Raw genomic sequence first — 22,196 nt, forward strand, 5'->3', positions numbered from 1 at the left:
GCCTGGCAGAAGGCACAGCTCCAGCAGGCCGTCGGTGGAAGCGACGAACCCGGCCCCGTAGACGCTTCCAGGCGGCTACTTCGCAAGCAGGTTGAAGTTGTAGGCACCGCACCTGCAGCGCAGAGAGTCCTCGTGGCCAGGCGTGCCGCTCACTCCAATCCACGAACCACATTCTTCGTTTCCGCACCTGAATAGGCACAGAAATTGCTTCCACGCCTCTACGACGGGCCTGAAGTCCGATTTGCTCATCGTTGCCCACTCGTTATAGTGCACGAGTGCGTTCACTGCCCATGACTCTTTTTCTTGCATGAGCATTGCGTTCGAATGTGCCTTCCTCAATTCCTTAATCTTCTGCTGGGCATCGCTGTTTCCCCACGAGTCCGCCGCCGCAGCTGCTTTCTTCAGCCAATCGCCGTGCCGACCTTTGATCGCGCTTTGGAACTCGCCGAGGTCGTACCTTGCATCTCCCTTGTACGCGACGCGCGCACGAAGCTCTTCTGCCAACTCTGGCAACTCAGCTTCAAGACCCCGACGTAATTTATGAGCAGCGGCTTCTACGTCATCGTTTGCAAGGTCAGATGCGATTTTGTCCCAGAAGTCAATCCCGCGTTCACACGATGGGCCCGTATCGACATTCCAGCCGTGGAAGCGAATCTGGGACTGTTTGGTTATCAGGTGTGAGGACTGCATTTGTTTCGCCCACACAGGGTCGTGCGTAGTGATTATGAACTGGACTCCGGGGAACTCCGTCTTGAGTAGCTTGCAGAATTCCTTGCGATGGTTGCTGTCAACAGACATGACCACGTCATCCAGCACCGCAAACCGGAAATCTTTTCCCATGAGCTTCTCGACCAGAGCGAGGTACAAGCAGACGCCCATGCCATCCTGATGGCCTTCACTGTGGTACGCCCCAGGAGGGAACATTCCGAGCCCGTAGAAATCGACATTCAAATCGAGCTTACCGGCGCTTGGCTCCAACTCAGCCTTAAATGCCGACTCGTCGTCAGCGTTTATCCGCTGATAGAAGTGGCTAAACCGCTTCTCTACTTCGTTATATAGGTTGGTCAGTGCCTCGTCGGCGATCGTGCAGTACGTGTCGTATAGCGTTTGGGCTAACTTGTGTGCCTTGACTGCCTTATCACAACTTGCATTTGCTTGACGATGTTGTGTCCATCGTTCAGCTGCGATGATCAGCCAGTCTCTGGCCGCACGCTTTGCGCTCGTGTCCGGTCGGGCGGCCAATGATTCAGCGAGCTGATTGAGTTCGGTCATGAGATTTGCTGGCACTGCGAGCGGATTGTCGTTAAGCTGATCCCGCGTCGCGAGTATGCTAGAAACAGTTGTGAGTTTATTTTCGAGTTCCTTTAGGTCGTCGTGCCAAGCTTCAAAGACGGTTTGCATCTGGGGTGTACCCCAGGTCGTTGCGAGATTGCGAACAGACTTTGTCACTGCTTGGCCAGTCCGCAGATGTTGTATCAGCTGGGCAGCGGCATCTGTGATATTCCGTTCAAGCTGCTTTGCAACGTCGGAGAGGTGAATCTTTTCGGCAAGATGCTCCCGGAGACTTTCCGGCGTGTCCCATGCTGTATCACAGAGTGGACATCGTCCATCCTCAGCTACAAGTTCAAGTCCCGATTCAACAAAGCTGCGATGCTGTAGCGAGTCGAGAACCGTAACGTTGTCGCCAAGTTCATTGAGTATGCGCTGGAGTTTACAGAGAGATTCGTCCCTCGGGCCCGGGTTGGAGAGCCAGGAGCGTAGTGCGTCGATATCGCTGCTTGCTGATGCCTTGTTGAAGGGCACCTCTTGAGGGTTTTGGTCGATACCCTCCTTGAAGTTCATGCCGCTCGATAACTCGGTGAACGGGGACAGGCCTAATAGGGCTCGGCGCTCGTTAACCTGACTGAGTATCTCAGCCGGTACGAATTCCGGAATGTCGAAGTGCCGCATGAAGCTCGATTGTGCATTTTCTAGAGCGTTGTTCGCCGTTGACTTTTCCTTCGCTACCCTTGTTACGGCAGATCGAAGGGCCTTCCGTTGGCTATCGAGGGCATCAAGTTGCAGGAGTGCTTGGACCTCGTCGGCACGCTTCCCAGGCTCGGTGAGGATAAACTTGATAATTTCACGTCTGGATAGCGTCAATTCTGGATGCTGGGCTACGCTTTCAATCACGCTGCGCAACTGTGGTGTGTTTGGTTCCAGAATGTAGTTTCCAGCATTCTTTATAGCTCGTGTGATGGTGCCGGTTTTACCGGTTGTGGTGTCCTTAAACTTGAGGGTTACTTTGGCGGCTGCGGGATCATCACGCTTGTGTACGTGGGGGCCGTGCCGCTGCATTGAGACGGCGCCGGTGCCAGCTCCGGTTAACCTGGCAATTGTACCGGTTAGGGCGAATCCAATGGCGTCAACTACGCCACTCTTGCCCGAACCATTTGGTCCATGGATGGCGAAATGATTCCCATCGAGATTGAGGTCGAGTTTCCGGATACCTCTGAACTCCTCGATGTGCAACTCAAGGATCTGGATCATGCCGACTCGCTCCCGCTTGCCACAGCAACTAGTTTGGCGAGGCGTTCAGAGTTGGGACCTTTTTCGGTGGTTAACTCCTCAGCTACTGCTCTCGCGAGTTCAGTGGGAACCTCCTCGTTCTGTTGCAGTGCTTCGGTGTATTTTTTGACGACTTCATCTTCGATAATGGACATAAGACCTCAGGCTGTTTTGTAAATATCTTGCCGCAGGTCGAAATTTTATTCTATTGATCTGCGGTAACGGCTCAACGTTCAGGATTTCATGCCACACTTGCTGGGCCGGTGCGACTAACCCCCGATATGTCGAGTGTCGCAGGACCATGCCTGACCGCGTTCCTATAGTTCAAGTTACAGAACTGTAGCTCAATGGCGAGATTGGTGCGCCGAACGGTCATGAAGGAACGGTGAACGGTACCCAAGCAGTAGTTGCGGTTATCTGCTCCTGGCCAGCACGGCTCGCTCCAGCTGGCTCTGGCTGGCAGTTCGTGTTCGACGAACATGGTTCGCCTCTTGTCGGAACCACTGTCTCACCGTGCTCACTTCGAGTCGGTTCGACTCGAAGTGAGGACGAACGGTTGTACCGATCAAGTAGGCATCGATCCCGGCCTGGCCCTGATCTACCTCGTTTCGGTGCCTGTGGCGCAAAGCGAACCGCCGTCACGAAGCGCCAACATGTGACCGTTCGTATCGGCCGCGTTGCGGCGATTTGTCGTGGCTCTGTGCCAGCCTTGAGCCGGGTGTGGGTTGCAAGATGGGAGCATTCGATGATTTCAGCGTACGAAGCGACATGGCTGCCGCTCACGGGCCAGTCCGATGGCGAGGACCCGACGATCGTGGCAACGGCGCATGCCGAGCGCCTCTGCTGTGAGCAGGGCGTCCGCGGGGTCTTGGTGACCCACCACCTTCGAGACGCAGCCACGTCCAGCCTCGAACGGTTTGCTGCCAATCACGGCCACATCACCCGGAAGTCGCCCGGCCGCGCCCGGTACAGCCGTGGCCCCGTGCTCGTTGATGTGCCCGATGCCAAGCTGCTCGAACTGGCTCACAAGCGCGCCAATGGCCGTTCATTGTGCGCGATTGAAGGTGGGCAGCTCGGTCTCCGCGGTTGGGCGACGGCCACGGACGCCGTCGACCTGGTGACGGGTGAACGCCCCGAGCCGCTGGCTGTCCCCATTCGTGAGGCGCTCGACGCACTCAAGTGGGCCGGTAACAACGGGTGGTATGACCGGCCCGGCAAACGTGACGCCCGACGGATCTTGCAGGAGCTGATCCATCTCAAGCCATCACTCGATGCGGACTTCGTCATCGGCTACATGATCGCAAGGGGAGCGTTTGGTGATTCCGCCGAAGGCCTCCGGAAGCTGATGCCGATCGGTTCGGCGACCAGCCGATGAGCAGTGGCCCTGGTTGGCATCTCCTGCGAGATCGTCGACGAGGTTGAGTCGTAAACGGAGGATGAGTGGCACCACCGATCCCGTTTCCAGCGGATGTGCAAGCGTGGCTGCGCGGAACCTTCCTGTCATGCAACGAGCGGGTCGCATCCGTCCTGACGCGCGTGCCGACGACACACGAAACGTCCCTCGACATGGCGTTTATCGAGCACTTTGCAACGATGGCGGCCCCGGTCCGATTCCCCTCGGGGTGGACGGTGGAGGTAAGCACGCACTTCCTCGGTGGTGGACGTCATTTCGCGGAGTGGCCAGACATGCCGCGGCGATGGGAAATCGCCGATATCGGATTCCTGGTGCTGTTCCGGCAGGGCGGCAAGCTCATCCGTTCCAAGGTTGCCCTCCTGCAGTCGAAGCGTCTCTACCCTGATGAGTTGGAATGGGACGAAGACAACCCTGTGGACTACGTGATCGGCTTCGGGCGGCTGCTCCGGCCGGACGCTGAGTGGGCGGCCGTCACGGCACCACGCACCTTCAGCTTCACACCACAGTCGCGCTACAAGGCGCTGATGACCGGTGTCCCGCAGTACCAGGCGATAGCGCAGTATGAGCGACGGAACGGAATCCCGGTCTACTACCTGCTGTACCACCCGTGGAAGATACCGCACAACGTGACGTATCCCGTGACGGGTGTCGCCGGAGTCGGTGGGAATTGTGAGGTTGGCTGCCGGGTGGTCCCGGCTCGGGCGCTGCGCACTGCATTGAACAGTGAGTCCGAAGGGCATAGCCCGGCTTACGATGAGCTGGCGTACAGCCTTGCCGAGCCCTTTACGGAGGTGCAGCATCGGGCAGGCTGGCGGCTGGAGCACTTTGTCGTCGATCTACTATTGGAGTGCGAGGCTGGCTACATTGCCGACAGCCCGACCGATGGCGGCTTGAACTACATCTTCAGTCGCCGGGGTGCGCCGATCTCAGCGGCACTGGCGGTGACGATTGACGCCCCGTGACGTGCGAGGATGACGGGGAGCGCATCTTGGTATCGCTCCAGTCGATTTCGTTTTCACTCGACCTAAGGTTATGAGCGAAGAGGCGATCTTGCGCAATGGGTTCAGGAAGCATTAACGAACTCTGGCCCCAGTTCGCCTTGATTAAGTATTTTGCCAAGAATACAATAGAAGCATGCATCTGGGGATCGTGGCGAGTTTTAATTCAGGCACTGGAGTTGGCGAGATTGTATATCGCGGCGGCAGTCGGGTCCAGTTCCGCTTTTCGGACGGACGGAGCATTGTTTATGGTACCGATCTCGCCATACCGACATTTAGCAATCAACAAGCTCAACCAATGGGCCATTCGTTGAAGATTCCCCGCGTCGGTGACCCAGTTGTATTTGCCAAAGGTCAGGGCGAAGAGGCGCCAACTTGGGGGTACGCGCGGCACGTCGTCGATGCCGTCGAACGCCGTTTTGGCACGGAGTTCAAGTAGGTGGGCTGAGACTCGGGCCTCGACTATGCGACCCGAGTCGGTCCGCACTTGACAAGCTATCCGGTCATATAGTGTTGCTGACGGTGATACTCATTTCCGTCGATGTCGCGGTCCCGGATGCACAAGGTCTCACAGCGCTGCCGACCTACCGGATCGTCAAGACGCCAGGACGTTTCGATAACCCCCGGTCGGCGATTTGGCTTGCCGGGCGTAGATGAGAGTACTCTGTTGACAACGTCGACGGATTCCACGAGAACTTCATCGTCTCCAATGTCGAAGTGTTCATGAAGTAACGTGACTCCGAATCGCTGCAGCGCATCGTACTTCTGGAGTACCGCGCGAATCTCATCGAAACATCGCTGGTCTTCTTCGCGGGCACCAAAAGGGACAACCTCACTGATGTCCGGTAGCTTTGCGAGCGGCGAGGGGTCGTGTGACATGTGACCTCCAGGTGCGAAAGGACGTTGCGCTTGGCATGTCGAGCCTAGGCGCGCATGTGTTACAGACCGTGCCGGGCCGCTGGCAATCTGTTAACGACTTTCCGGTGGTTCGTATGTTTCGGTACGCTCCCACGGTCGGCGTGTCGTCGACGCGCGGACGCTAATTAGAGTCGAACCCGCTTATGTGGACTCCGCATCACCACGCCCGCCTCCAGCAGCCGTGCCCGCACCGTCATGTCGCTGGTATGGAACTTCGTAGCGATCCGGGCCAGTGACCACCCAGCCTGATACAGCTCGACGGTCGTCGGTACATCATCCGGATGCAATCCTGGTGGCTGAGTGTCGATGTCCCGAGCGGCTAGGTGCTGACCAACGGTTGCTCGGTGGATGCCATAACGTTCGGCCAGGACATACACTGTCGCCCCCGCCAGGTACTCTGCCACTAGCTTGTCGATCTCGTCTGGTCGCAACTGACGCGCATCGAAGAGTTGACGTCGAGAACACGGTGATCAAGCTTGGCGGCGAGCGACGTTTACCGACCGCATATGCGACGGCGAATGGCACAGGCGGTGCCGCTATGTCACACCCGTGACACGTTGTCACAGATTGTAGTGCCTGGCGCTCGCATAGTCGCACCTTGCTGTCGCAGGAGCCGGCGTATTGTCTCGTCGTCGGCGTCGTACTTGGCAGCAAGCTGTCGGAGTGACCAGCCTTGTTTGTAAAGTAGAGCTGCTGTCTGCAACTTGGCAGCTGTCATGGCAGCCGGGTTGGTGTCGATGCCACGGGACCGGAGGTGTCGGCTGACGGTCTGGGTGTGGAGGCCGAATTGTTTCGCTAATTTACGGATGGATGCACCGGACTGGTAGATCGCTACGAGCTGGTCAACGTCAGTAGTTCGGAGCTGGCGGGCGAGTTTGCAGGGCGTTGCGCGACCTCCCGATTGCGCCTGGTCCGGCAAGCTGTCTGGCCAGGAGCTGGCCATGTCGAGCAACCGTCTAGTGGGGCGTGCCGGGTGTGCAAGGGCCTCAGTGCCTCCCACCATGCCTCGCCCATTCAAACCCGCGCTATCTAGTTCTCACTGTCGGGCACCGAGGTCGCTCCGCCACTCTTCCGCCACTCTTCCGCCATCGCTAGCAAGCGCCGCGTCTCCGGCGACGGCCTCGAAAGCGCCCCCACGAGGTGCACCAACCTGGCTTCTCAAACCGTGGGCTTCGCCGAGCCTGGAAAGCTGTCTCGGCGCGCGTTGCCTCCCACTAGCCTATTGCGGGCTTGGCGGGAGTCGCCGCGGTGTGCGTGCACAGGTATGGTCGCGAGCTATGCGTTCGGTCGGTTCGTCGCCTCTGCCGGGTTCACCCGCGTCCGAGAAGGTAGTGCGGGAGGGCACACAGGTCCCGCATGACCGGGACATCGGGTCGTTGCGGTCACCGCTCGGCAAGTCCGCGACCACGATGCTGCTCGTGCTCGTCGTGCTGTGGGCGGTGGACGTGGCCAACGCGCTGGGGGACCGGCGGTGGAACTTCGAGTTCGGCATCGTTGGCCGCGACCCCGAGCATCTTCTCGGCATCGTCACCGCTCCGCTCTTGCACGCCAATGCCGAGCATCTCGTAGCCAACGGTAGTGCGCTGTTCACCCTCGGCCTGATCGCCGGGTTGTACGGCATCTGGCGTTTTCTCGGGGTGGTGCTCGTCGTCGTCCTGCTCGGCGGATTCGTGGCCTGGGTCTTCGCGCCGCAGGGCACTGTCTCGGTCGGTGCCAGCGGAATTGTCTTCGGCTTGCTGGGTTATCTCGTCGCGCGGGGGCTCGTTGAACGGCGGCCTGTCGATATCGTCATCTCACTCGGCGTCGGCGTCGCGTTTGGCTACCACATCTTTTCTGGTGTGGTGCCCACTGAAGCGCGTGTCGCCTGGTGGGCCCACTTGACGGGTTTCCTCGCGGGCATCGTCGCGGCTTGGATCTTCCGCAGGCGTCGCAAAACAGCCGCTGCCGACGCCGCGGCGTCACCTGACGCCGAGTCACCCGCTGCTAGCTCAGCTCTGCCCGTGCGTCCCGAGACCGACACGGGCTCGGCTGAAGAGTCGCCACCAGGAGCTGACACTCGGTAGTCCCCGCACTGCATGTCAGCTGCTGTTTCGCCCGTCGTCAGCGAATCATCAGCGCCGCCTGGCAGCGTTGTTGGTGAGGAGGCGAGAGCGGTGGACGTGATGACGACGTGGTTGATGTTCGTGCTGGTGATCGGTGGTATGGCTGTGGCTCTCGGTCGGGCGATGTGGCCCCGGCGGTCCCGGCCATTCGCTGACCGGACGCTGCGCGGAGATCTGGTGACTGGGCTGGCGGCCGCGCGCGGGATGGGTGTGAACTACCAGCGCACTCTGGACCGTTACCTGCGCGAACTGCACGGCGAGCGTGGCTCGGACCGAAAAACAAGGTGCTAAGCGTCGGTGGTCAGTCGTAATGTGACCGGTATGCGGTTCCAGATCCTCGGTCAGCTCGCGGTCTGGGACGGCGATGTCCGGATTTCGATTCCAGGAGCCAAGCAACGCGCATTACTCGGCTATCTGCTGGTTCACCACGGGTACCCGGTGCCCGCTGACCGGATCATCGACGCGCTGTGGGGTGAGGACGCGCCGAGCAAGGCGCGCAACGCGCTGCAGGCCAAGGTGTCGAGCTTGCGGAGCGCGCTCGCTCCCGGCGATCCGGAACGCGGCCGTGCGCTGCTGCGCGCCGATGAGGGTGGTTACCGGCTTGCCGTGCCCGATGATGCGGTCGATGCGGTTCGGTTCGAGAACCTGATTGCCGAGGCGCGCCGTGACATCGATGGCGACCGGCTCGCCCGCGCGTACGGACTGCTCGACGAGGCGCTGGCGCTGTGGCGGGGCGAGCCACTGCCGGAGCTGCGGGACTACCCGTACGCCGCGGTGGCAGCCGAGCATCTCACCGCCCGTTATCTCACCGCTGTCGAGTTCCACGCCACCACCTGGCTGTCGGTGGGCGGCAGCCGCGACATGCCGGACAGACTGCTACGCATCCTCGCCGAACATCCACTTCGGGAGTCGTTGCGTGCCCTGGCGATGCGGGCATTGGCCAGGCAGGGCAGACAAGCCGAGGCTCTGACGGTGTACACCGAGGGTCGCGAGCTGCTAGCGGGCGAACTTGGCGTCGATCCAGGTGCTGAGTTGCGCACCGCGCACGCGGACGTGCTCACGCAGCGCCCGATGGCCGCCGGCTCCACAGGGGGCGCTCCGGTCCGGCTTCCCGCGGAATCGACCAGCTTCATCGGCAGACACCGGGACCGGGAGCGACTGTGCGAGCTGATCGAGCGGGAGCGGCTGATCACGGTGACCGGTCCCGGCGGGATCGGGAAGACCCGTCTCGTCGTGAACACGCTCAGTTCGATGATGCCGCCCGCGGACGGCGTGTGGTTCGCGGATTTGCGCGGCGTCGCCGAACACGACTGTGCGACCGATCGTCTAACCGAGGTTGCCGACACGGTGTTGCGGACGGTCCGGGACCGCGATGGCGCCAGCCTCGGTGCCGACGAGCGAGTTGTCTCGGACCGCCACCGGGATCCGCTTGATCGGATGTGTGCCGGCATCGGAGACAGGGACGCGGTGCTCGTGCTCGACAACTGCGAACACATCACCGCCGACGTCGCCACGCTGGCACGTAAGCTACTCGTGCGGTGCCCCGGTTTGCGGCTGGTGACTACGACGCGGGTGCTGCTCGGCTTGCCGGAAGAGGTCGTGCTGCGTCTTGACCCGCTGCCGGTGCCACCCGAGGGCGCTGGGCGGGATGCCTGCCTCGCGTCGGAAGCGGTCGCGTTGTTCTGCGCGCGGGCGCGGTTGAGCGCCGAGTCACTCTCCGATTCCGACCTGGACCGGGTCACCGCGATCGTGCGCCGCACCGAAGGCATTCCACTCGCGATGGAGGTCGCCGCGGGTCTGCTGCGCGGCATGACCCTCAACGACGTGGCCGACCACCTCCGCGACGATCGGCATCTGCTGCAAAACGGCAACGACTGCACGCTCAACGACACCATCGACCGCAGCTGGGGGCTGCTCGATCCCGCCGAGACCGACCTGCTGACCAGGGTCTCGACCATCGAGGGCAGGTGGGGGCTTGACGCGGCGTACGCGCTGGCCGACGCGTCGGTGCCGCATGAGGAAGTGGCCACCACGATGGCACGGCTGGTGGAGCGCTCGCTGGTCAACTACGACCCCGCGAGCCCGCTGGCGCCGTACCGGCTGCTGGAAGCCATTCGTGACTACGCGGCACGCACGCTCGCGAGCCATCCGGACCGCGATGCCATCGTGCTCGCGCACGCGGAGTATTTCCTGCGGTTGGCGGAACGCACCGACCCGCTGCTCCGCGGGCCTAACCAGCCGGAGGCTTTCGCGCTGCTCGGCGCGAACCACCCCGATGTGCTGACGGCGATCCGCACCTTCCTGTCGGCGGGGCGGGTTGAGAGCGCGTTGCGCGCGGCGACCGCGATGGGCTGGTACTGGTGGCTCAGTGGCAGGCGCAACGAGGGCCGCGCTGTCCTGTCCGATTTGCTGAGCCGAATCACGGCGAGTGACGACATGCCGCGGATCTGGACGGCGCGGGCATGGGCGGGAGCGCTCGGCTTCACCGGTGGCGATGCGGAGGAGGCCATAGAGGAGTGCATCCTGGCGCTCGACAAGATCCCATCGCGACAGTGGGACACCGGCTTGCTGCTTGTCGCCATCCTTGTCGCCGACCGGCTGTACCAGCGCGGCGACCCGAACCGTGCCAGGCGGTTCCGGGAACGGATCGAGGACGTCGCCGAACGTGAAGACGATCAGTGGTACACGGCGGCGGCCCGGTTCACCGCGGGTGTTGAGGCCACGCTGCACGGCCGCGTACCTGAGGCGCGTCACTACGCGGAGGCGTCCCACGCTGGCTTCGTCGACTCCGCGGACCTGTGGGGGCAGGCGCAGTCGTTGGATCTGCTCGCCGGATTGGATGAGATGGCGGGCGACTACTCGTCGTCGCGGCGTGCTCGGGAACGGGTGATCGAGCTGGCCGAGCGGCTGGGGTTGCGTGATGTGCATGCGTACCAGCTCGTCCGTATCGGCAACCTGTGCGCGTTGACCGCTGACCTCGACGCGGCGGAGCGCCTGCTGCTGCATGCCCGCGATCTCGCCAGGCAGCTGGGTATCGCCAGCACCGTCGCCTACGCCGACAACGGGCTCGGTCTGGTGCTGCGACGGGCGGGTAAGCCACACCAGGCGCGGATTCGACACGAGGCCGCCCTGCGGCATTACCGCCAGATCGGCTCGGTCTCCGGTATCGCGTTCACCAGCGCGATGATCGGGCTGACCGCCAGCGTCGCGGGGAATGTTCAGGATGCGGCGCGCCGGCAGCGGACGGCATTGGACGCCGCGATCGCCAGCGGCGACCGTAGGGCGGTGGCCCTCGCGCTGGAGGGGCTGGCCGTCGCCCTCGCCCCGTCGGAACGAGCCGCGGTGCTGCTCGGCACCGCTCGAGCGTTGCGTGCCGAGTCGGGCACACCACGACCGCGAGGCGAGATCCCCGAGATCGACAAGGCTGAGGTCGTCGTGCGGGATCGGCTCACCCCCGAGGTGGTCGAGCGGGCGGAACTGAGGGGTAAGTCGCTGGCCGGCGAGCTGGGTGATGTGGCGGGCGCGGTCGATCGAATACTGGACCGCTCCTAGCTTCGCACCGTCAGGGAATCGTCAGCACTACCGGCGACAGTGGTGTCATGTTTCCCGTCTACTGTCCCCAGCACGACTCGACGGTGCTGCTCGGGCTGAGCAGGATGCGACGGATGGTCAACCTCGAGCCAGGCGTGATCCTGCTCGAGTTCACCTGTTACGACGGTGAGGTCGTCGGCCTGCTCACTGGTTCCCGTGTGCCAGGAGAGGTTTCGGTGACGCCACCGTCGCTAGATGATCAGGTTGCGTGTGATGCCGCGCGCGGTGACGTCGCGGTCCCGGAGCGGGAAGCGTCGTACTCGGAGTAGCGGCGTCCCGGTAGGACTACACCCGCTGCGGGAGGCGCATTCCGTTCCTCGCATGCTGCACTGCTTCGTCGAGCAGGCATGTCAGACGCACCGGCCGTTGGACGAACCCAGCGGTCTCGGCTTCCGCCGCCGTGAAAGCCAGCGCGCCGGACGGCATCGGTACACCGCACCGTGCGAACGCCGTGCGCACCAGTTCCCGCCCTACCGCCGACAGCGGAGCATCGCCTCGTGGCGAGGCGACGGTGCCGATCAGCCCGCGTTCCATCAGTCGGACATCGGCCGCCGCGGCGAGGGCGAAACCGGTGTCGAGCGCGTCGCCGTTGAGCGCGGTCACGACTGGCGCCTGATGCTCGGCGACCGCGCGCAACGCATCGTCCTGGGCAGCCAGTAGCTCGGGTGTGCCCGCCACTTCCGCACCGATCGCGAACGTCCGCCGATGCCCGGTCAGCACCACCGGACGTGTCGGACCGACGAACCCCATCGCCGCCGCCAACCGCCGCAGCAATGCGGTGTCGAGCCGGTTGTGGTCAGCGCCGTGCAGATGAATAACGGCGACGCCGTCGCGTTCCTCCAGGTCGAGCATCCCTTAGCTCGCCTCCTGTCGCGGACGCACCGTGTCACGGGAGCGTGCGAACCCGGGAGAAGAATCCGCCGTGCTCGCGGAACGCGTCGCGTCGCCGAACGACCACGCCAGCGATTCGACACCACGCGCGGTGAGCGCGACGACGTGGCGCCCGGACGGCATCGCTGGCCCAATGGGTCGTATCAGGCCCGCGTGCGCGAGGGCATGCGCGAGTGTTTGATCACAGCAGGCGAGCCCATCGATGAACATGTCGGGTTCGCAACTGTCCGACACTTCCGCGCGGCCATCGGCCACCGCGGCCAGTATCGCGCGTGCTCTTGGTGACGTCACGACGATGCTTTTTCGTTGTGGCATGCTCACCACCTCCTGTGGCGCCGGATCGTTTTGGCTGCCTGCGTACAGGAAACCGCGCGATCCGCCGTGCGGAGGTCTCAGTGTGAGACGCGGGCTCCGGCGAGCGACGCGGACCATCGAACGCGCCGTGCCGGTATGAGACGTGGCTTCATGCCGGTACGTCGATGCCGTACTCCCGAATCTTTCGGTAGATGGTCGCGCGTGAGACCCCCAGGGCGCGCGCGGCCGTCGTCTTGTTCCCTTCGGCATCGAGCAGCGCCTGCACGATCGCGTCTCGCTCCATCGACTCCAGCGGTGTCAGCACGCGCCTGGCCACCGAGCGGCATTCCGGCGGGAGGTCGTCCGGCTGCACCGTGCCCGATCGGCGGTGCAGCATGACCTTGCGCAGCACCTTCCGCAGCTGTGCGACATTGCCGGGCCAGCTCGAGCGCATGAGCAACTGGACGGTGCTACGCGCGCACATCAGCCAGGTGTCCTTGCTCAGCTGCAGCAGCAGGAACGGCACCAGCTCGTTGAGGTCGTCGATGTGGTGGCGTAGCGGTGGCACCGTCACCGAGGTGGGGAAGTGCCGGAGCAGGTCCTGCCCGATGTGTTCGCGCGACGAGCTCGAGGTCGCGACCACCCAGGGTGTCGCTCCCGCGCTCGCCGCGGACAGCTCTCTGGCGAGCACCGGCCGGTACTCGGTTGGCAGCGCGTCGATGTGGCGCAGTACGAGGGTGCCGTCGCCGTCCATCAAGCTTTGGCGGAGCCGCCGCGACCACTCGCCGTCGTTGTTGTTCTGCGCGGCGAAATCGATCATGATGTAGGGCTCGGTCGGGCACGACCGCGCGTGCACGCCCTTGATTACCGTGTGCTTGCCGACGCCAGGCTCTCCTTCGACCAGCAACCATTCGCGCACCGAGTGATGGTTGTCGATCTCCTGGCAGGCGTGCACCCACAACGCCCCCGACCCAACGACGCCGGGCAGCATGGGGCCATGATCGATGTTGACGTTGGGTAACTCGGCCCTGCGCGTCAGTTTGGCGCGCACCACACCGCCCGCGGGGCCAACCGGGCTCGTGACCGGGGTGAACGACATCCGTGCCCGCCCACCGCTCGGCAGGTCGACGTCGATGGTGACGTGTTCGCGGCGGCACAAGGCTTCCGCGGCCTTGGCGAGCAGCGCGTCCTGGTCTTGGGGTGAGAGCACCTCGCGGGCGTGCTCGTTGGTGACGACGAGGTCGTTGTCGAGGGCGAACACCAAGCCGTGCCCCCGCTTGCACGCACGCAGGTACTCGGTGAACAGGCTCAGCTCCCGTTGGCCGACCTGACTGGTCAGTTCCTGTTCGATGTCCTTGGCGGTGGCCTTGGCCAGCGTCATCAGCAGCGGGCCAGCCTCCTTGCGCCAGCAGGTGAGGTCGAGCAGGCCGAGTACCTGTCCTGATGTCGGATGCCGGATCGGTACGCCCGCGCAGCCCAGCGTGTCCAGGCTTTCCGCGTAGTGCTCATGCCCGAATACCGCCGCCGGTTGCAGACCCTCCAGCGCGGTACCGATGCCGTTGGTGCCGACGTACTCCTCCGCGTAGCTGAACCCTGGTGCGAGCTGGACGCGGTCGAGATACCGCTCCAGGTTGGTGTCATCGGTCCTGCGGTCGAGCACGACGCCGTTGGGGTCGGTGAGGATCACGCTGACCGGTAGGTCGTTGAGTTGGTCCTGGAGCCGCCGCAGGATCGGCGCCGCGCTGCGGGTCAGCGGGGTGTCCCGCTCGGGATCCTTGATGAAGGGGAGCTGGATGCGATCCGCGGCGACACGCAGGCTCTTCGACCTGCGCCACGACTTCAGGATGGTGTCGCGCACCTCCCCGGAGTGAACGTTCTCGGCACTGAGGAACCGCTCTCGCGCCGTAGCGACTTGTGTAGCGTCACGACCCTCCAGCTGGGTCACGGTCTCACCTCCTCGGCGTGTCGCGACGCCGAAGGTCGCAGTTATGTGCATCACATGGAGTGCCGTTCCTTAGGGTACGGCCCAGGTGTAGACAGGTCTGTCTCATCTTGAGATTTCTGGTTGGCAAACGGGTGATTCACCCGAGCGTGAACGGGTCGCGGGTGCGGCCGCTCAGCTCGACCCAGACGGCTTTGTTCTCGATGTAATGCTCAATCGCCTCCCATCCGTTTTCTCTGCCTAGAGCGTGTCTCCCGATTCATCGGGCGAGCATGACGGTGGCGGCGAGGAGTACGCCGCCGAAGTAGGTCCGCGCGTACTTGTCGTAGCGGGTCGCGATTCCGCGCCACTGCTTGAACCGGCCGAAACCGCGCTCGACGGTGTTGCGCTGCTTGTAGAGCTCGGGGTCGAAACCCGGTGGCCGACCACCGGCGGACCCCTTGTCCTTACGGCGTTTGGCCTGGTCGGAGCGCTCGGGGATGGTGTGCCGGAGGCGTCGCCGCCGCAGTTCGCGGCGAGTCGACGGGTGTGAGTAGGCCTTGTCCGCCAGCAGGCGATCCGGCCGGTGCCCGGTCGCGGCCAGGGCCTCGAGCAACGGCGCCAGGCGCGGATTGTCCCCGGCTTGCCCGGCGGACAGCAGCATGGCCACCGGGCGGACACCGGAGGTGACCAGGGCGTGGACCTTGGTGGTCAATCCGCCGCGCGAACGACCGATCGCGTGGTCGTCCGGCTCGGAAATCTTGTCATTCGACCTGGCCCCCTGTGTGGTCCGCGGAGGGCGCGCCGGCGGCATGCTGGTGCGCCCGCACGACGGTGGAGTCCACCGACAGCAACCAGTCCAGCTTGCCCGTATCGGCGTGGTCGGACAGCACATGCTCGAAGATCCGCTCGTACGTGCCGTCGCTTGACCAGCGGCGATGCCGCTTCCACAAGGTCTGCCAGGGGCCGAACTCAGCGGGCACATCACGCCACGGCGATCCGGTGCGAAAGCGCCACGCGATCGCTTCCAGCACCTGACGGTGATCACGCCAGCGCGCACCACGCCGCCCAACATCAGACGGCAACACCGGCTCGATCGACTCCCACAACTCGTCCGTGATCACACCAGTTCTGATCATTCACCGATCATCAGCGAACCACCGGCCGATATTCGGGAGACACGCCCTAGGCCGGATTGTCCGTAGCCGCCGAACGGCACGCTCGGAGCCACCGCGCGATAGGCGTTGATCCATACGGTTCCCGCGCGTAACCGTGCGGCCACGCGGTGCGCGCGGTGGACGTCCTTGGTCCACACCGCGCCCGCCAGCCCGTACGGCGTGTCGTTCGCCAGCGTGATCGCTTCCTCCTCGTCGGTGAACGGATACGCCGCGAGTACCGGCCCGAACACCTCCTCCCGCACCACGGCGGCGTCCGGTGTCACGCCAGTGAGCACGGTCGGCCGCACGAAAAGTCCGCCGAGTTCCTCGTCCGCCGTCCCGCCGGCGACGACGCGGGCGCCGTCCGCCGTCGCCTGACGCAGGTGGCTGAGCACCTTCTCGTACTGCGGCTGGTTGGCGATCGGGCCCATCTCGGTTGCCGGGTCCCCCGGGTCGCCGAGCCGGATCGCCGCCGCGCGCTCGGCCACCTGCTCGACCAGTTCGTCATGCACGCTCTCGTGCACGATCAGCCGCGAACCGGCCATGCACGTCTGGCCCGCCGCCGCGAAAACGCCGGCGACCACGCCGTTGGCCGCCGCGGCGAGGTCGGCGTCGTCGAACACGACCTGCGGTGACTTCCCGCCGAGCTCCAGGCTCACCGCTGTCAGGTTCTCGGCGGCGGCGCGCGCCACCGCCCCCCGGTCGCTGTCGACCCGGTGAAGGCCACCTTGTCCACGCCAGGGTGTCCCGCGAGGTGTGCACCAACCTCGCGGGACTGGCTGGTGACGACGTTGACGACGCCGGGCGGGAACCCAGCCTGCTCGAAGAGTTCCGCGAACGCGAGTGTGGATACCGGCGCGTGCTCAGACGGCTTCACCACGATCGTGCACCCCGCCGCCAGTGCTGGCGCGAGCTTCCAGCTCAGCAACAACAGCGGCGAGTTCCACGGGGTGATCGCGGCGACTACACCGATCGGTTCCTTGCGGGTATAGACCAGGTAGTCCGGGTTCGGCGCGGGGATCTGGCGACCCTCCAGCTTGTCCGCGAGCCCCGCGTAGTAGTGGTACCACTCGCCGAGAGCGGTGAGCTGCCCTCGCATCTCCCGGTACAGCTTGCCCGAGTCGTTGACCTCAAGCCGAGCGAGCCGTTCCGCGTTCTCACCGATCAGCTCGGCGAGACGTCGCATGAGCGCCGCCCGCTGTTGACCCGCGGTGCGGCTCCACTCGCCCTCGAACGCCTCCCGTGCCGCCGCGACGGCGGCGTCGACGTCCGCGACGCCGCCGTCGGGCAGCACCGCCCAGCTCCGGCCGGTGTACGGGTTCCGCGACTCGAAGGTCGCACCCGACGCCGCATCGACGGCTTTGCCGCCGATGCGCAGCCTGACCCGTTCGAGCGTGTCCGTCATGGGCTACTCGGTGTCAGCTCGCCCATCTCGCCCCACCCTTCGTTGGGGATCTCGGCGTTGATGATCTCCGGCTTGGTCGCGATGTAGTCCGGCATCCAGCTCATCGCTGCTTTGAAGTGCGGGGAGTTCACGTGCTGCTCGCCCGCCTCCTGCGAGGCGAAGCCCTCCACGAGCACGTACTGGTGCGGCACCTCGAGGCTCTTCGACCACTCGAAGAACAGGTTGCCGGGCTCGGCCCTGGTGCTCGCGGTGAACTCGGACACCGCGTCGAGCCAGCTCTCGCTGTACTCCGGGCGGATCGTGAACTTGACGACGATGAAAATCATGGCAGCCTCCTCAGCCGACCGAGGGCCCTAGGCCGAGCGACTGCGGTGTGCTCGCATCCGGAGACGGCTGGTTCAGGCCCTCGTCGAGCGGTCCGAACTCGGTCATCAATGCCGGACTTCCGCCCCACGGCGTCTGCTCCTCCGCGACAAGCGAATTGGTCGTGAGCAGCAGGCCCGCGACGGAAGCGCCGTTCTGCAACGCCGAGCGGCACACCCGTAATGGATCGATGATTCCGAGCTCGATCATATTGCCGTAGCGGTCGTGTAGCGCGTCGAAACCCTCGTCGTCACCGAGCTGCGCGGTCTTGGTCACGACCTCGCGCGCGTTGTAGCCCGCGTTGTCCGCGATCAGGTACGCGGGTTCGGTGAGCGCACTGCGCACGATCTCGGCGCCGATGGCGTAGTCACCGGTCAGGCCGTGGTCGGCCAGCACCCGCTCGGCGTGTAGCAGCGCGGCGCCGCCGCCGGCGACGATGCCCTCGGCCATCGCTGCCCTTGTGGCGGACAGCGCGTCCTCCACCCTGTGCTGCAGCTCCTTCAGCTCGGACGGCGTCGCCGCACCGACCCTGATCACCGCGACCTTGCCGGTCAACGCGCCGATCCGCTCGGTGAGGACGTCCTCGTCGATGCCGTACTGGGCGCGCTCCAGCTCGGCGCGGAGCTGGCTGATCCGGAAGTCGAGCCGCTCGGGACCACCAGCGCCATCGATGATCGTGGTGGAGTTCTCGGTGACCCGCACCTGCCGCGCGCGGCCGAGGTGTTCCAGCGTGATCGTCTCCAGCGAGAAGCTGGACTGCTTGGACAGCACCGCGCCGCCGGTGATGGCGGCGATGTCCTCCAGCTTGTGCAGCCTGCGGTCACCGAAGCCGGGCGCCTGGACCGCGGTCGCCTGGAACGTGCCGTTGCGGTGGTTGTGCACCAGCATGCTCAACGCCGAGCCCTCGACGGTCTCCGCGATGATGACCAGCGGCCTCGGGTCGCGCATGATCTTGTCCAGCAGGGGCATCAGATCCTGCACCTTGCTGATCTTGTGGGCGCACAACAGGATGTACGGATCCTCGAGGACCGCCTCCATCCTGCCGGGGTCGTTGACCAGGTACGGCGACATGTAGCCGTTGTCGAACTCGAAGCCCTCCACGAAGTCGACGCTCATCCCGATCGCGGGGGACTCCTCGACGGTGACGACGCCCGCGTCGCCGACGGTGTGCAGCGCCCTGCCGATCACGGCGCCCACGTTGTCGTCGTCGTTCGCCGAGATGGCCGCCACCCGTGCGTAGTCGTCGCTTGACTCGACGGGGTGGGCCACCTGTTGCAGGTGCTCCACCAGCATGGCGACCGCCTTGTCGATGCCACGCTTGACCAACACCGGGTTGCCGCCGTTGCTGATCGCCTTCATGCCCTCGTGCACGATGGCTTGTGCGAGCACCGTCGCCGTCGTCGTGCCGTCGCCGACGATGTCGTTGGTCTTGATGGCGGCTTCCTTGACCAGCTGCGCGCCCATGTTCTCGAACTGGTTCTTCAGGTGGATCTCGCGCGCGATGGTCACACCGTCGTTGGTGACATCAGGCGATCCGGTGATCTGCTCCAGGATCACGTTGCGGCCCTTGGGGCCGAGCGTGGACTTGACCGCCTCCGCGAGCTTGTCCACGCCGCTGAGCAGTAGTTCGCGGGCCTGCGGCCCGAAGCGCAATTCCTTGGCCATGGTGCGATCTCCTCGTTGAGTCGTGACGGGTGCGGATAGGTGGCGATCAGGGGGTGAGGATGGCGCGGCCCCTGACACGGCCCGCGTCGAGATCGGCCAGCGCGTCGAGCGCGGCATCGAGGGGATACTTCTTGGTGTGCAACGTGACCTTGCCCGCTTGCGCGAGCACCATCAGTTCGGCGAGGTCGTTGTAGGTGCCGACCAGGTTGCCGATGATGTTGCGCTCGGTGGAGATGATGTCGATCGTCGGGATGTCGATGTTGCTGCCGTAGCCGATGACGAAGTGCGAGCCCGCCCGCTGCGTCATCGCGAACGCGTCCTGCTGCGCGCCCTGCTCGGCGACGAAGTCCAGCACGACCTCGGCACCGTCGCCGTTGGTGATATCGAGGACGGTGTCGACATGTTTCCCGTCGGCCAGCACCGTCTGGTCCGCGCCGAGTTGCTTGGCGAGGTCCAGCGCCTCTGCGTTGCGGTCGACGACGACGATGTTGGTCGCGGTCAGCGCGCGCAGCGACTGGATGCCGATGTGGCCGAGCCCGCCCGCGCCGTTGACCACGCAGGTCGTGCCGGGGTACAGCAGCGGCGCGGCCTTGCGTACCGCGTGGTACGCGGTGATGCCCGCGTCCGCGAGCGCGGCGACGTCTTCCGGCTGGGTGCCGGGGTCGAGTTTGATGCACGCTCGCGCGGAGGTCAGCAGGTACTCGGCCATGCCGCCGTCGCAGTCGATGCCGGGGAAGGCGTTGTTGGAGCAGTGCATGTCGTCGCCCGCCCGGCACGCCCGGCACAGCCCGCAGGTCGGCGTCGGGTGCAGGATCACGGTGTCACCGATGGCCACATTGGACACCGCGGAGCCGACGTCGTGCACCCAGCCCGCGTTCTCGTGTCCGATGGTGTACGGCAGCGCGACGCCGGTCTTGTCGGCCCACTGCTCCTCGATGATGTGCAGGTCGGTGCGGCACACCCCGGCGCCGCCGATCTTGACGACGACGTCGAACGGGCCCTTCACGGTCGGTTCGGGAACCTCGTCGATGGATGGTTGTTGGTGGTACTTGTGCACCCTGACGGCCTTCATGGTGTTCTCCTCAATGCTGGTTCGTGCGCTGGTCGCGCTCCCGCTCGGCGTCGGTGGCGGCCTCGTTCGCGGTGCTGCTGTGCGTGCCGATGCCGGGGTAGCGGACGGCCAACATGCCCCGGCACACCCCGGAGTTGGCTTCCTGGCTGACGCGCGTCGCCCTGGCGAGGCCCAGATGCATCCGGAGCGCATCGGGCTGGACGGCCTCGCCGGTCGCGGGGTCGACGATGAGCGCGTCGCTGTCGCGGCAGGGCAGACCGAGCTCGTGCCTGCGGTCGATGAGCCGCCACAGGTCCGGGCCCTCCGGCGCGTCAGCGAGTGTGAGATGGGCGAGCCGGGACTGGTCGACGCCGGACGCGACAAGCGCGCGGCACACCCGATCGGTACCCGCCAGCACCGCCTTGCGCAGGAAGTCAGCCCGCAGTTCGTCCAGTTCGGCGGCGGCCTCGCCGCGGAATGACTCGACGAAACCGGCGCGCGCGGCCACACCGGTGTTGATCGCGTCGGCGGCGAAGTGGTCCTCCAACCGCACGTCGGCCTTCGTCACACCAGGTACCGCCGACACCGCGTCGTAGGAGTCGGCGACCATCAGGTAAGCGAAGTTCGGCGCGCAGAAGTAAGTGGGCAGCCGCAGCCGAACAACGGCCTCGCCCTCGGCGGTGACCTCGTGGTGGGAGACGAACCCGAGTTCGGTGAGCGGGTCGTCCAGTTCTGGATCGCGGACGGTGGCCAACGCCGACCAGACCGCCGCCGCGACACCGGCGGCCTGGTCGGTGAAGGCGCCCGCGGAGCGTGCGGCCGTCATCGTCACGATGCAACCGGCTGGGCGGCCGGTTGGTCGAGACGCAGCTCTGCGGGGACGTCGAGGTCGTACAGCTTGGCCGCGTTGAGGCCGAGGATCTTCTTCTTCGCCTCGACGCTGACCTTGCCGTAGTCGGAGTACTCCTCGGTGTCCGGCATGTTCCAGTCGACGAAGCCCTCGACCTGCCACTTCGGCTCCCAGATGGCGTAGTCGGCGCCGAAGATCAGCTTGTCCTCGCCGAGCCAGAACAGTAGCTCGCCCATGACCTTGTTGAAGAACCTCGGCCTCGCGTGCATCAGCCCGCCGACGACGACCGCGAGACCCGCGTAGACGTTGGGCTCCTGCACCGCCATGAAGCAGAAGTCTTCGATCCTTGGCAGCCCGACGTGCTCGACGATGAAGTTCAACTCGGGGAAGTTGGTCGCCGCGTAGTCGACATCGCGGACGTCGAAGGCATCTTTGTCAAGCGGCCAGATCGTTGGTCCTTTGTGGACATGGACGTTCTTGATGCCTAGCTCGCGGCACTTCTCCAAGTACCGGGTCGCGTCATCGCTCCTGAGGTCCCAGCCTCGAGAGTCACCGCGCCACTCCGCGGTGTAGAGCTTCACGCCCTTGCAACCCCACCGGTCGACGTCGGCTTCCAGCTTGCGCAGGCCAGCATCGCCCTCGCGGGGATCGAACGTCGTGTTGAGCACGAACTTGTCGGGGTACTTCTCCTTCAGAATCGCGTTGCGCTCGACGGTGTTGAAGCCCTCGGTGTACCACTGCTTGAGGTTGGTGGGCTGGAAGATCGCGACATCGACGTAACCGTCATCGAAGACGTCTTTCATCATCCGTTCTTCGGAGTACTTCTGGAAGTCCTCAAGCGACCAGTGCGTCTCGGGTGGACCAAGGCCCTGGTATGCGTGGAAGCACTCGATCCAACCCTTGGCATACTGTTCCTGGCCAGGAACCCAGTTCCGCGGACTCGCGTCCCAGAAATGCGTATGGCCATCGACTACGAAATATTTCTCGCCGTTCTTCTCGTACACGGTGTTCCCTCCTGGTTGGATCGAG

The 22,196-nt window shown here is 64.5% G+C and carries 19 protein-coding genes and 2 pseudogenes; 7 read left to right on the plus strand and 14 right to left on the minus strand.

Features of this window, described 5'->3' with window-relative positions; translation table 11 throughout:
- Positions 1-75: 75 nt before the first annotated feature.
- Together ACFQGD_RS09515 and ACFQGD_RS09520 are read right to left on the minus strand one after the other, a co-directional pair.
- Positions 76-2,529 (minus strand): AAA family ATPase, encoded by a 2,454-nt coding sequence (locus ACFQGD_RS09515; RefSeq protein WP_345403436.1) that lies wholly within the window; start codon positions 2,527-2,529, stop codon positions 76-78.
- On the minus strand, positions 2,526-2,702 hold the full coding sequence (locus ACFQGD_RS09520) for a hypothetical protein (RefSeq protein WP_345403439.1): 177 nt from the start codon (positions 2,700-2,702) through the stop codon (positions 2,526-2,528). Before ACFQGD_RS09520 ends, ACFQGD_RS09515 begins: the two co-directional genes overlap by 4 nt.
- Before the next feature lie 500 nt (positions 2,703-3,202).
- On the opposite strand from ACFQGD_RS09520, the gene ACFQGD_RS09525 reads away from it, so the two are divergent.
- The 3 genes from ACFQGD_RS09525 (at position 3,203) to ACFQGD_RS09535 (ending at position 5,398) form a co-directional block, all read left to right on the plus strand.
- A complete protein-coding gene (locus ACFQGD_RS09525) occupies positions 3,203-3,922 on the plus strand; it encodes a hypothetical protein (RefSeq protein WP_390183627.1) in 720 nt (239 codons plus the stop codon).
- Between the two features lie 65 nt (positions 3,923-3,987).
- Positions 3,988-4,923, plus strand: coding sequence for a hypothetical protein (locus ACFQGD_RS09530; protein WP_345403445.1), 936 nt, complete (start codon positions 3,988-3,990; stop codon positions 4,921-4,923).
- A gap of 172 nt (positions 4,924-5,095) precedes the next feature.
- Positions 5,096-5,398, plus strand: coding sequence for a hypothetical protein (locus tag ACFQGD_RS09535; protein WP_345403448.1), 303 nt, complete (start codon positions 5,096-5,098; stop codon positions 5,396-5,398).
- A 604-nt stretch (positions 5,399-6,002) separates the two neighbouring features.
- Here the strand turns inward: ACFQGD_RS09535 and ACFQGD_RS09540 are convergent.
- Positions 6,003-6,281: a helix-turn-helix domain containing protein gene (locus ACFQGD_RS09540; RefSeq protein ID WP_345403451.1), complete on the minus strand. Its 279-nt coding sequence runs from the start codon at positions 6,279-6,281 to the stop codon at positions 6,003-6,005.
- Between the two features lie 873 nt (positions 6,282-7,154).
- Here ACFQGD_RS09540 and ACFQGD_RS09545 point away from each other — a divergent pair.
- The 4 genes from ACFQGD_RS09545 to ACFQGD_RS09560 all read left to right on the plus strand — a co-directional run bounded on the left by ACFQGD_RS09545 (position 7,155) and on the right by ACFQGD_RS09560 (position 11,839).
- Complete coding sequence (locus ACFQGD_RS09545) at positions 7,155-7,940, plus strand: rhomboid family intramembrane serine protease (RefSeq protein WP_345403454.1); 786 nt, start codon at positions 7,155-7,157, stop codon at positions 7,938-7,940.
- A 99-nt stretch (positions 7,941-8,039) separates the two neighbouring features.
- Positions 8,040-8,270, plus strand: a complete 231-nt coding sequence (locus tag ACFQGD_RS09550) for a hypothetical protein (RefSeq protein WP_345403457.1) — start codon at positions 8,040-8,042, stop codon at positions 8,268-8,270.
- A 6-nt stretch (positions 8,271-8,276) separates the two neighbouring features.
- Positions 8,277-11,531 carry an AfsR/SARP family transcriptional regulator gene (locus ACFQGD_RS09555; RefSeq protein WP_390183629.1) on the plus strand — a complete coding sequence of 1,085 codons (3,255 nt, stop codon included), beginning with the start codon at positions 8,277-8,279 and terminating at the stop codon, positions 11,529-11,531.
- A gap of 47 nt (positions 11,532-11,578) precedes the next feature.
- Positions 11,579-11,839 carry a hypothetical protein gene (locus ACFQGD_RS09560; protein ID WP_345403463.1) on the plus strand — a complete coding sequence of 87 codons (261 nt, stop codon included), beginning with the start codon at positions 11,579-11,581 and terminating at the stop codon, positions 11,837-11,839.
- Between the two features lie 16 nt (positions 11,840-11,855).
- Here the strand turns inward: ACFQGD_RS09560 and ACFQGD_RS09565 are convergent, their stop codons facing one another.
- The 11 genes and pseudogenes from ACFQGD_RS09565 to ACFQGD_RS09615 form a co-directional block, all read right to left on the minus strand.
- Positions 11,856-12,422, minus strand: coding sequence for an enoyl-CoA hydratase-related protein (locus ACFQGD_RS09565; protein WP_345403466.1), 567 nt, complete (start codon positions 12,420-12,422; stop codon positions 11,856-11,858).
- A 173-nt stretch (positions 12,423-12,595) separates the two neighbouring features.
- Positions 12,596-12,776 (minus strand): annotated as a pseudogene (locus ACFQGD_RS09570) (hypothetical protein); the annotation flags it as partial.
- Positions 12,777-12,924: 148 nt separating this feature from the next.
- Entirely contained in the window at positions 12,925-14,700 is a 1,776-nt protein-coding gene (locus ACFQGD_RS09575) for a sigma-54-dependent Fis family transcriptional regulator (protein WP_345403469.1), read from the minus strand.
- A 256-nt stretch (positions 14,701-14,956) separates the two neighbouring features.
- Positions 14,957-15,815: pseudogene (locus tag ACFQGD_RS09580) on the minus strand (IS5 family transposase).
- Complete coding sequence (locus tag ACFQGD_RS09585) at positions 15,812-16,492, minus strand: aldehyde dehydrogenase family protein (RefSeq protein ID WP_345392806.1); 681 nt, start codon at positions 16,490-16,492, stop codon at positions 15,812-15,814. The pseudogene ACFQGD_RS09580 and the gene ACFQGD_RS09585 overlap by 4 nt, the downstream one beginning before the upstream one ends.
- Before the next feature lie 5 nt (positions 16,493-16,497).
- A complete protein-coding gene (locus ACFQGD_RS09590; RefSeq protein WP_345392803.1) occupies positions 16,498-17,238 on the minus strand; it encodes an aldehyde dehydrogenase family protein in 741 nt (246 codons plus the stop codon).
- On the minus strand, positions 17,235-17,564 hold the full coding sequence (locus ACFQGD_RS09595) for a putative quinol monooxygenase (protein ID WP_345392800.1): 330 nt from the start codon (positions 17,562-17,564) through the stop codon (positions 17,235-17,237). Before ACFQGD_RS09595 ends, ACFQGD_RS09590 begins: the two co-directional genes overlap by 4 nt.
- Positions 17,565-17,574: 10 nt before the next feature.
- Complete coding sequence (gene groL / locus ACFQGD_RS09600; protein ID WP_345392797.1) at positions 17,575-19,266, minus strand: chaperonin GroEL; 1,692 nt, start codon at positions 19,264-19,266, stop codon at positions 17,575-17,577.
- Positions 19,267-19,312: 46 nt separating this feature from the next.
- Positions 19,313-20,338, minus strand: coding sequence for an NAD(P)-dependent alcohol dehydrogenase (locus ACFQGD_RS09605; protein ID WP_345392794.1), 1,026 nt, complete (start codon positions 20,336-20,338; stop codon positions 19,313-19,315).
- A gap of 10 nt (positions 20,339-20,348) precedes the next feature.
- Positions 20,349-21,143 (minus strand): iron-sulfur cluster assembly protein, encoded by a 795-nt coding sequence (locus ACFQGD_RS09610; RefSeq protein WP_345392791.1) that lies wholly within the window; start codon positions 21,141-21,143, stop codon positions 20,349-20,351.
- Between the two features lie 2 nt (positions 21,144-21,145).
- Positions 21,146-22,171, minus strand: a complete 1,026-nt coding sequence (locus ACFQGD_RS09615) for an amidohydrolase family protein (RefSeq protein WP_345392783.1) — start codon at positions 22,169-22,171, stop codon at positions 21,146-21,148.
- Positions 22,172-22,196: the final 25 nt, after the last annotated feature.

The sequence above is a fragment of the Haloechinothrix salitolerans genome, from assembly GCF_042662605.1.
Lineage (GTDB): Bacteria > Actinomycetota > Actinomycetes > Mycobacteriales > Pseudonocardiaceae > Haloechinothrix_A > Haloechinothrix_A salitolerans.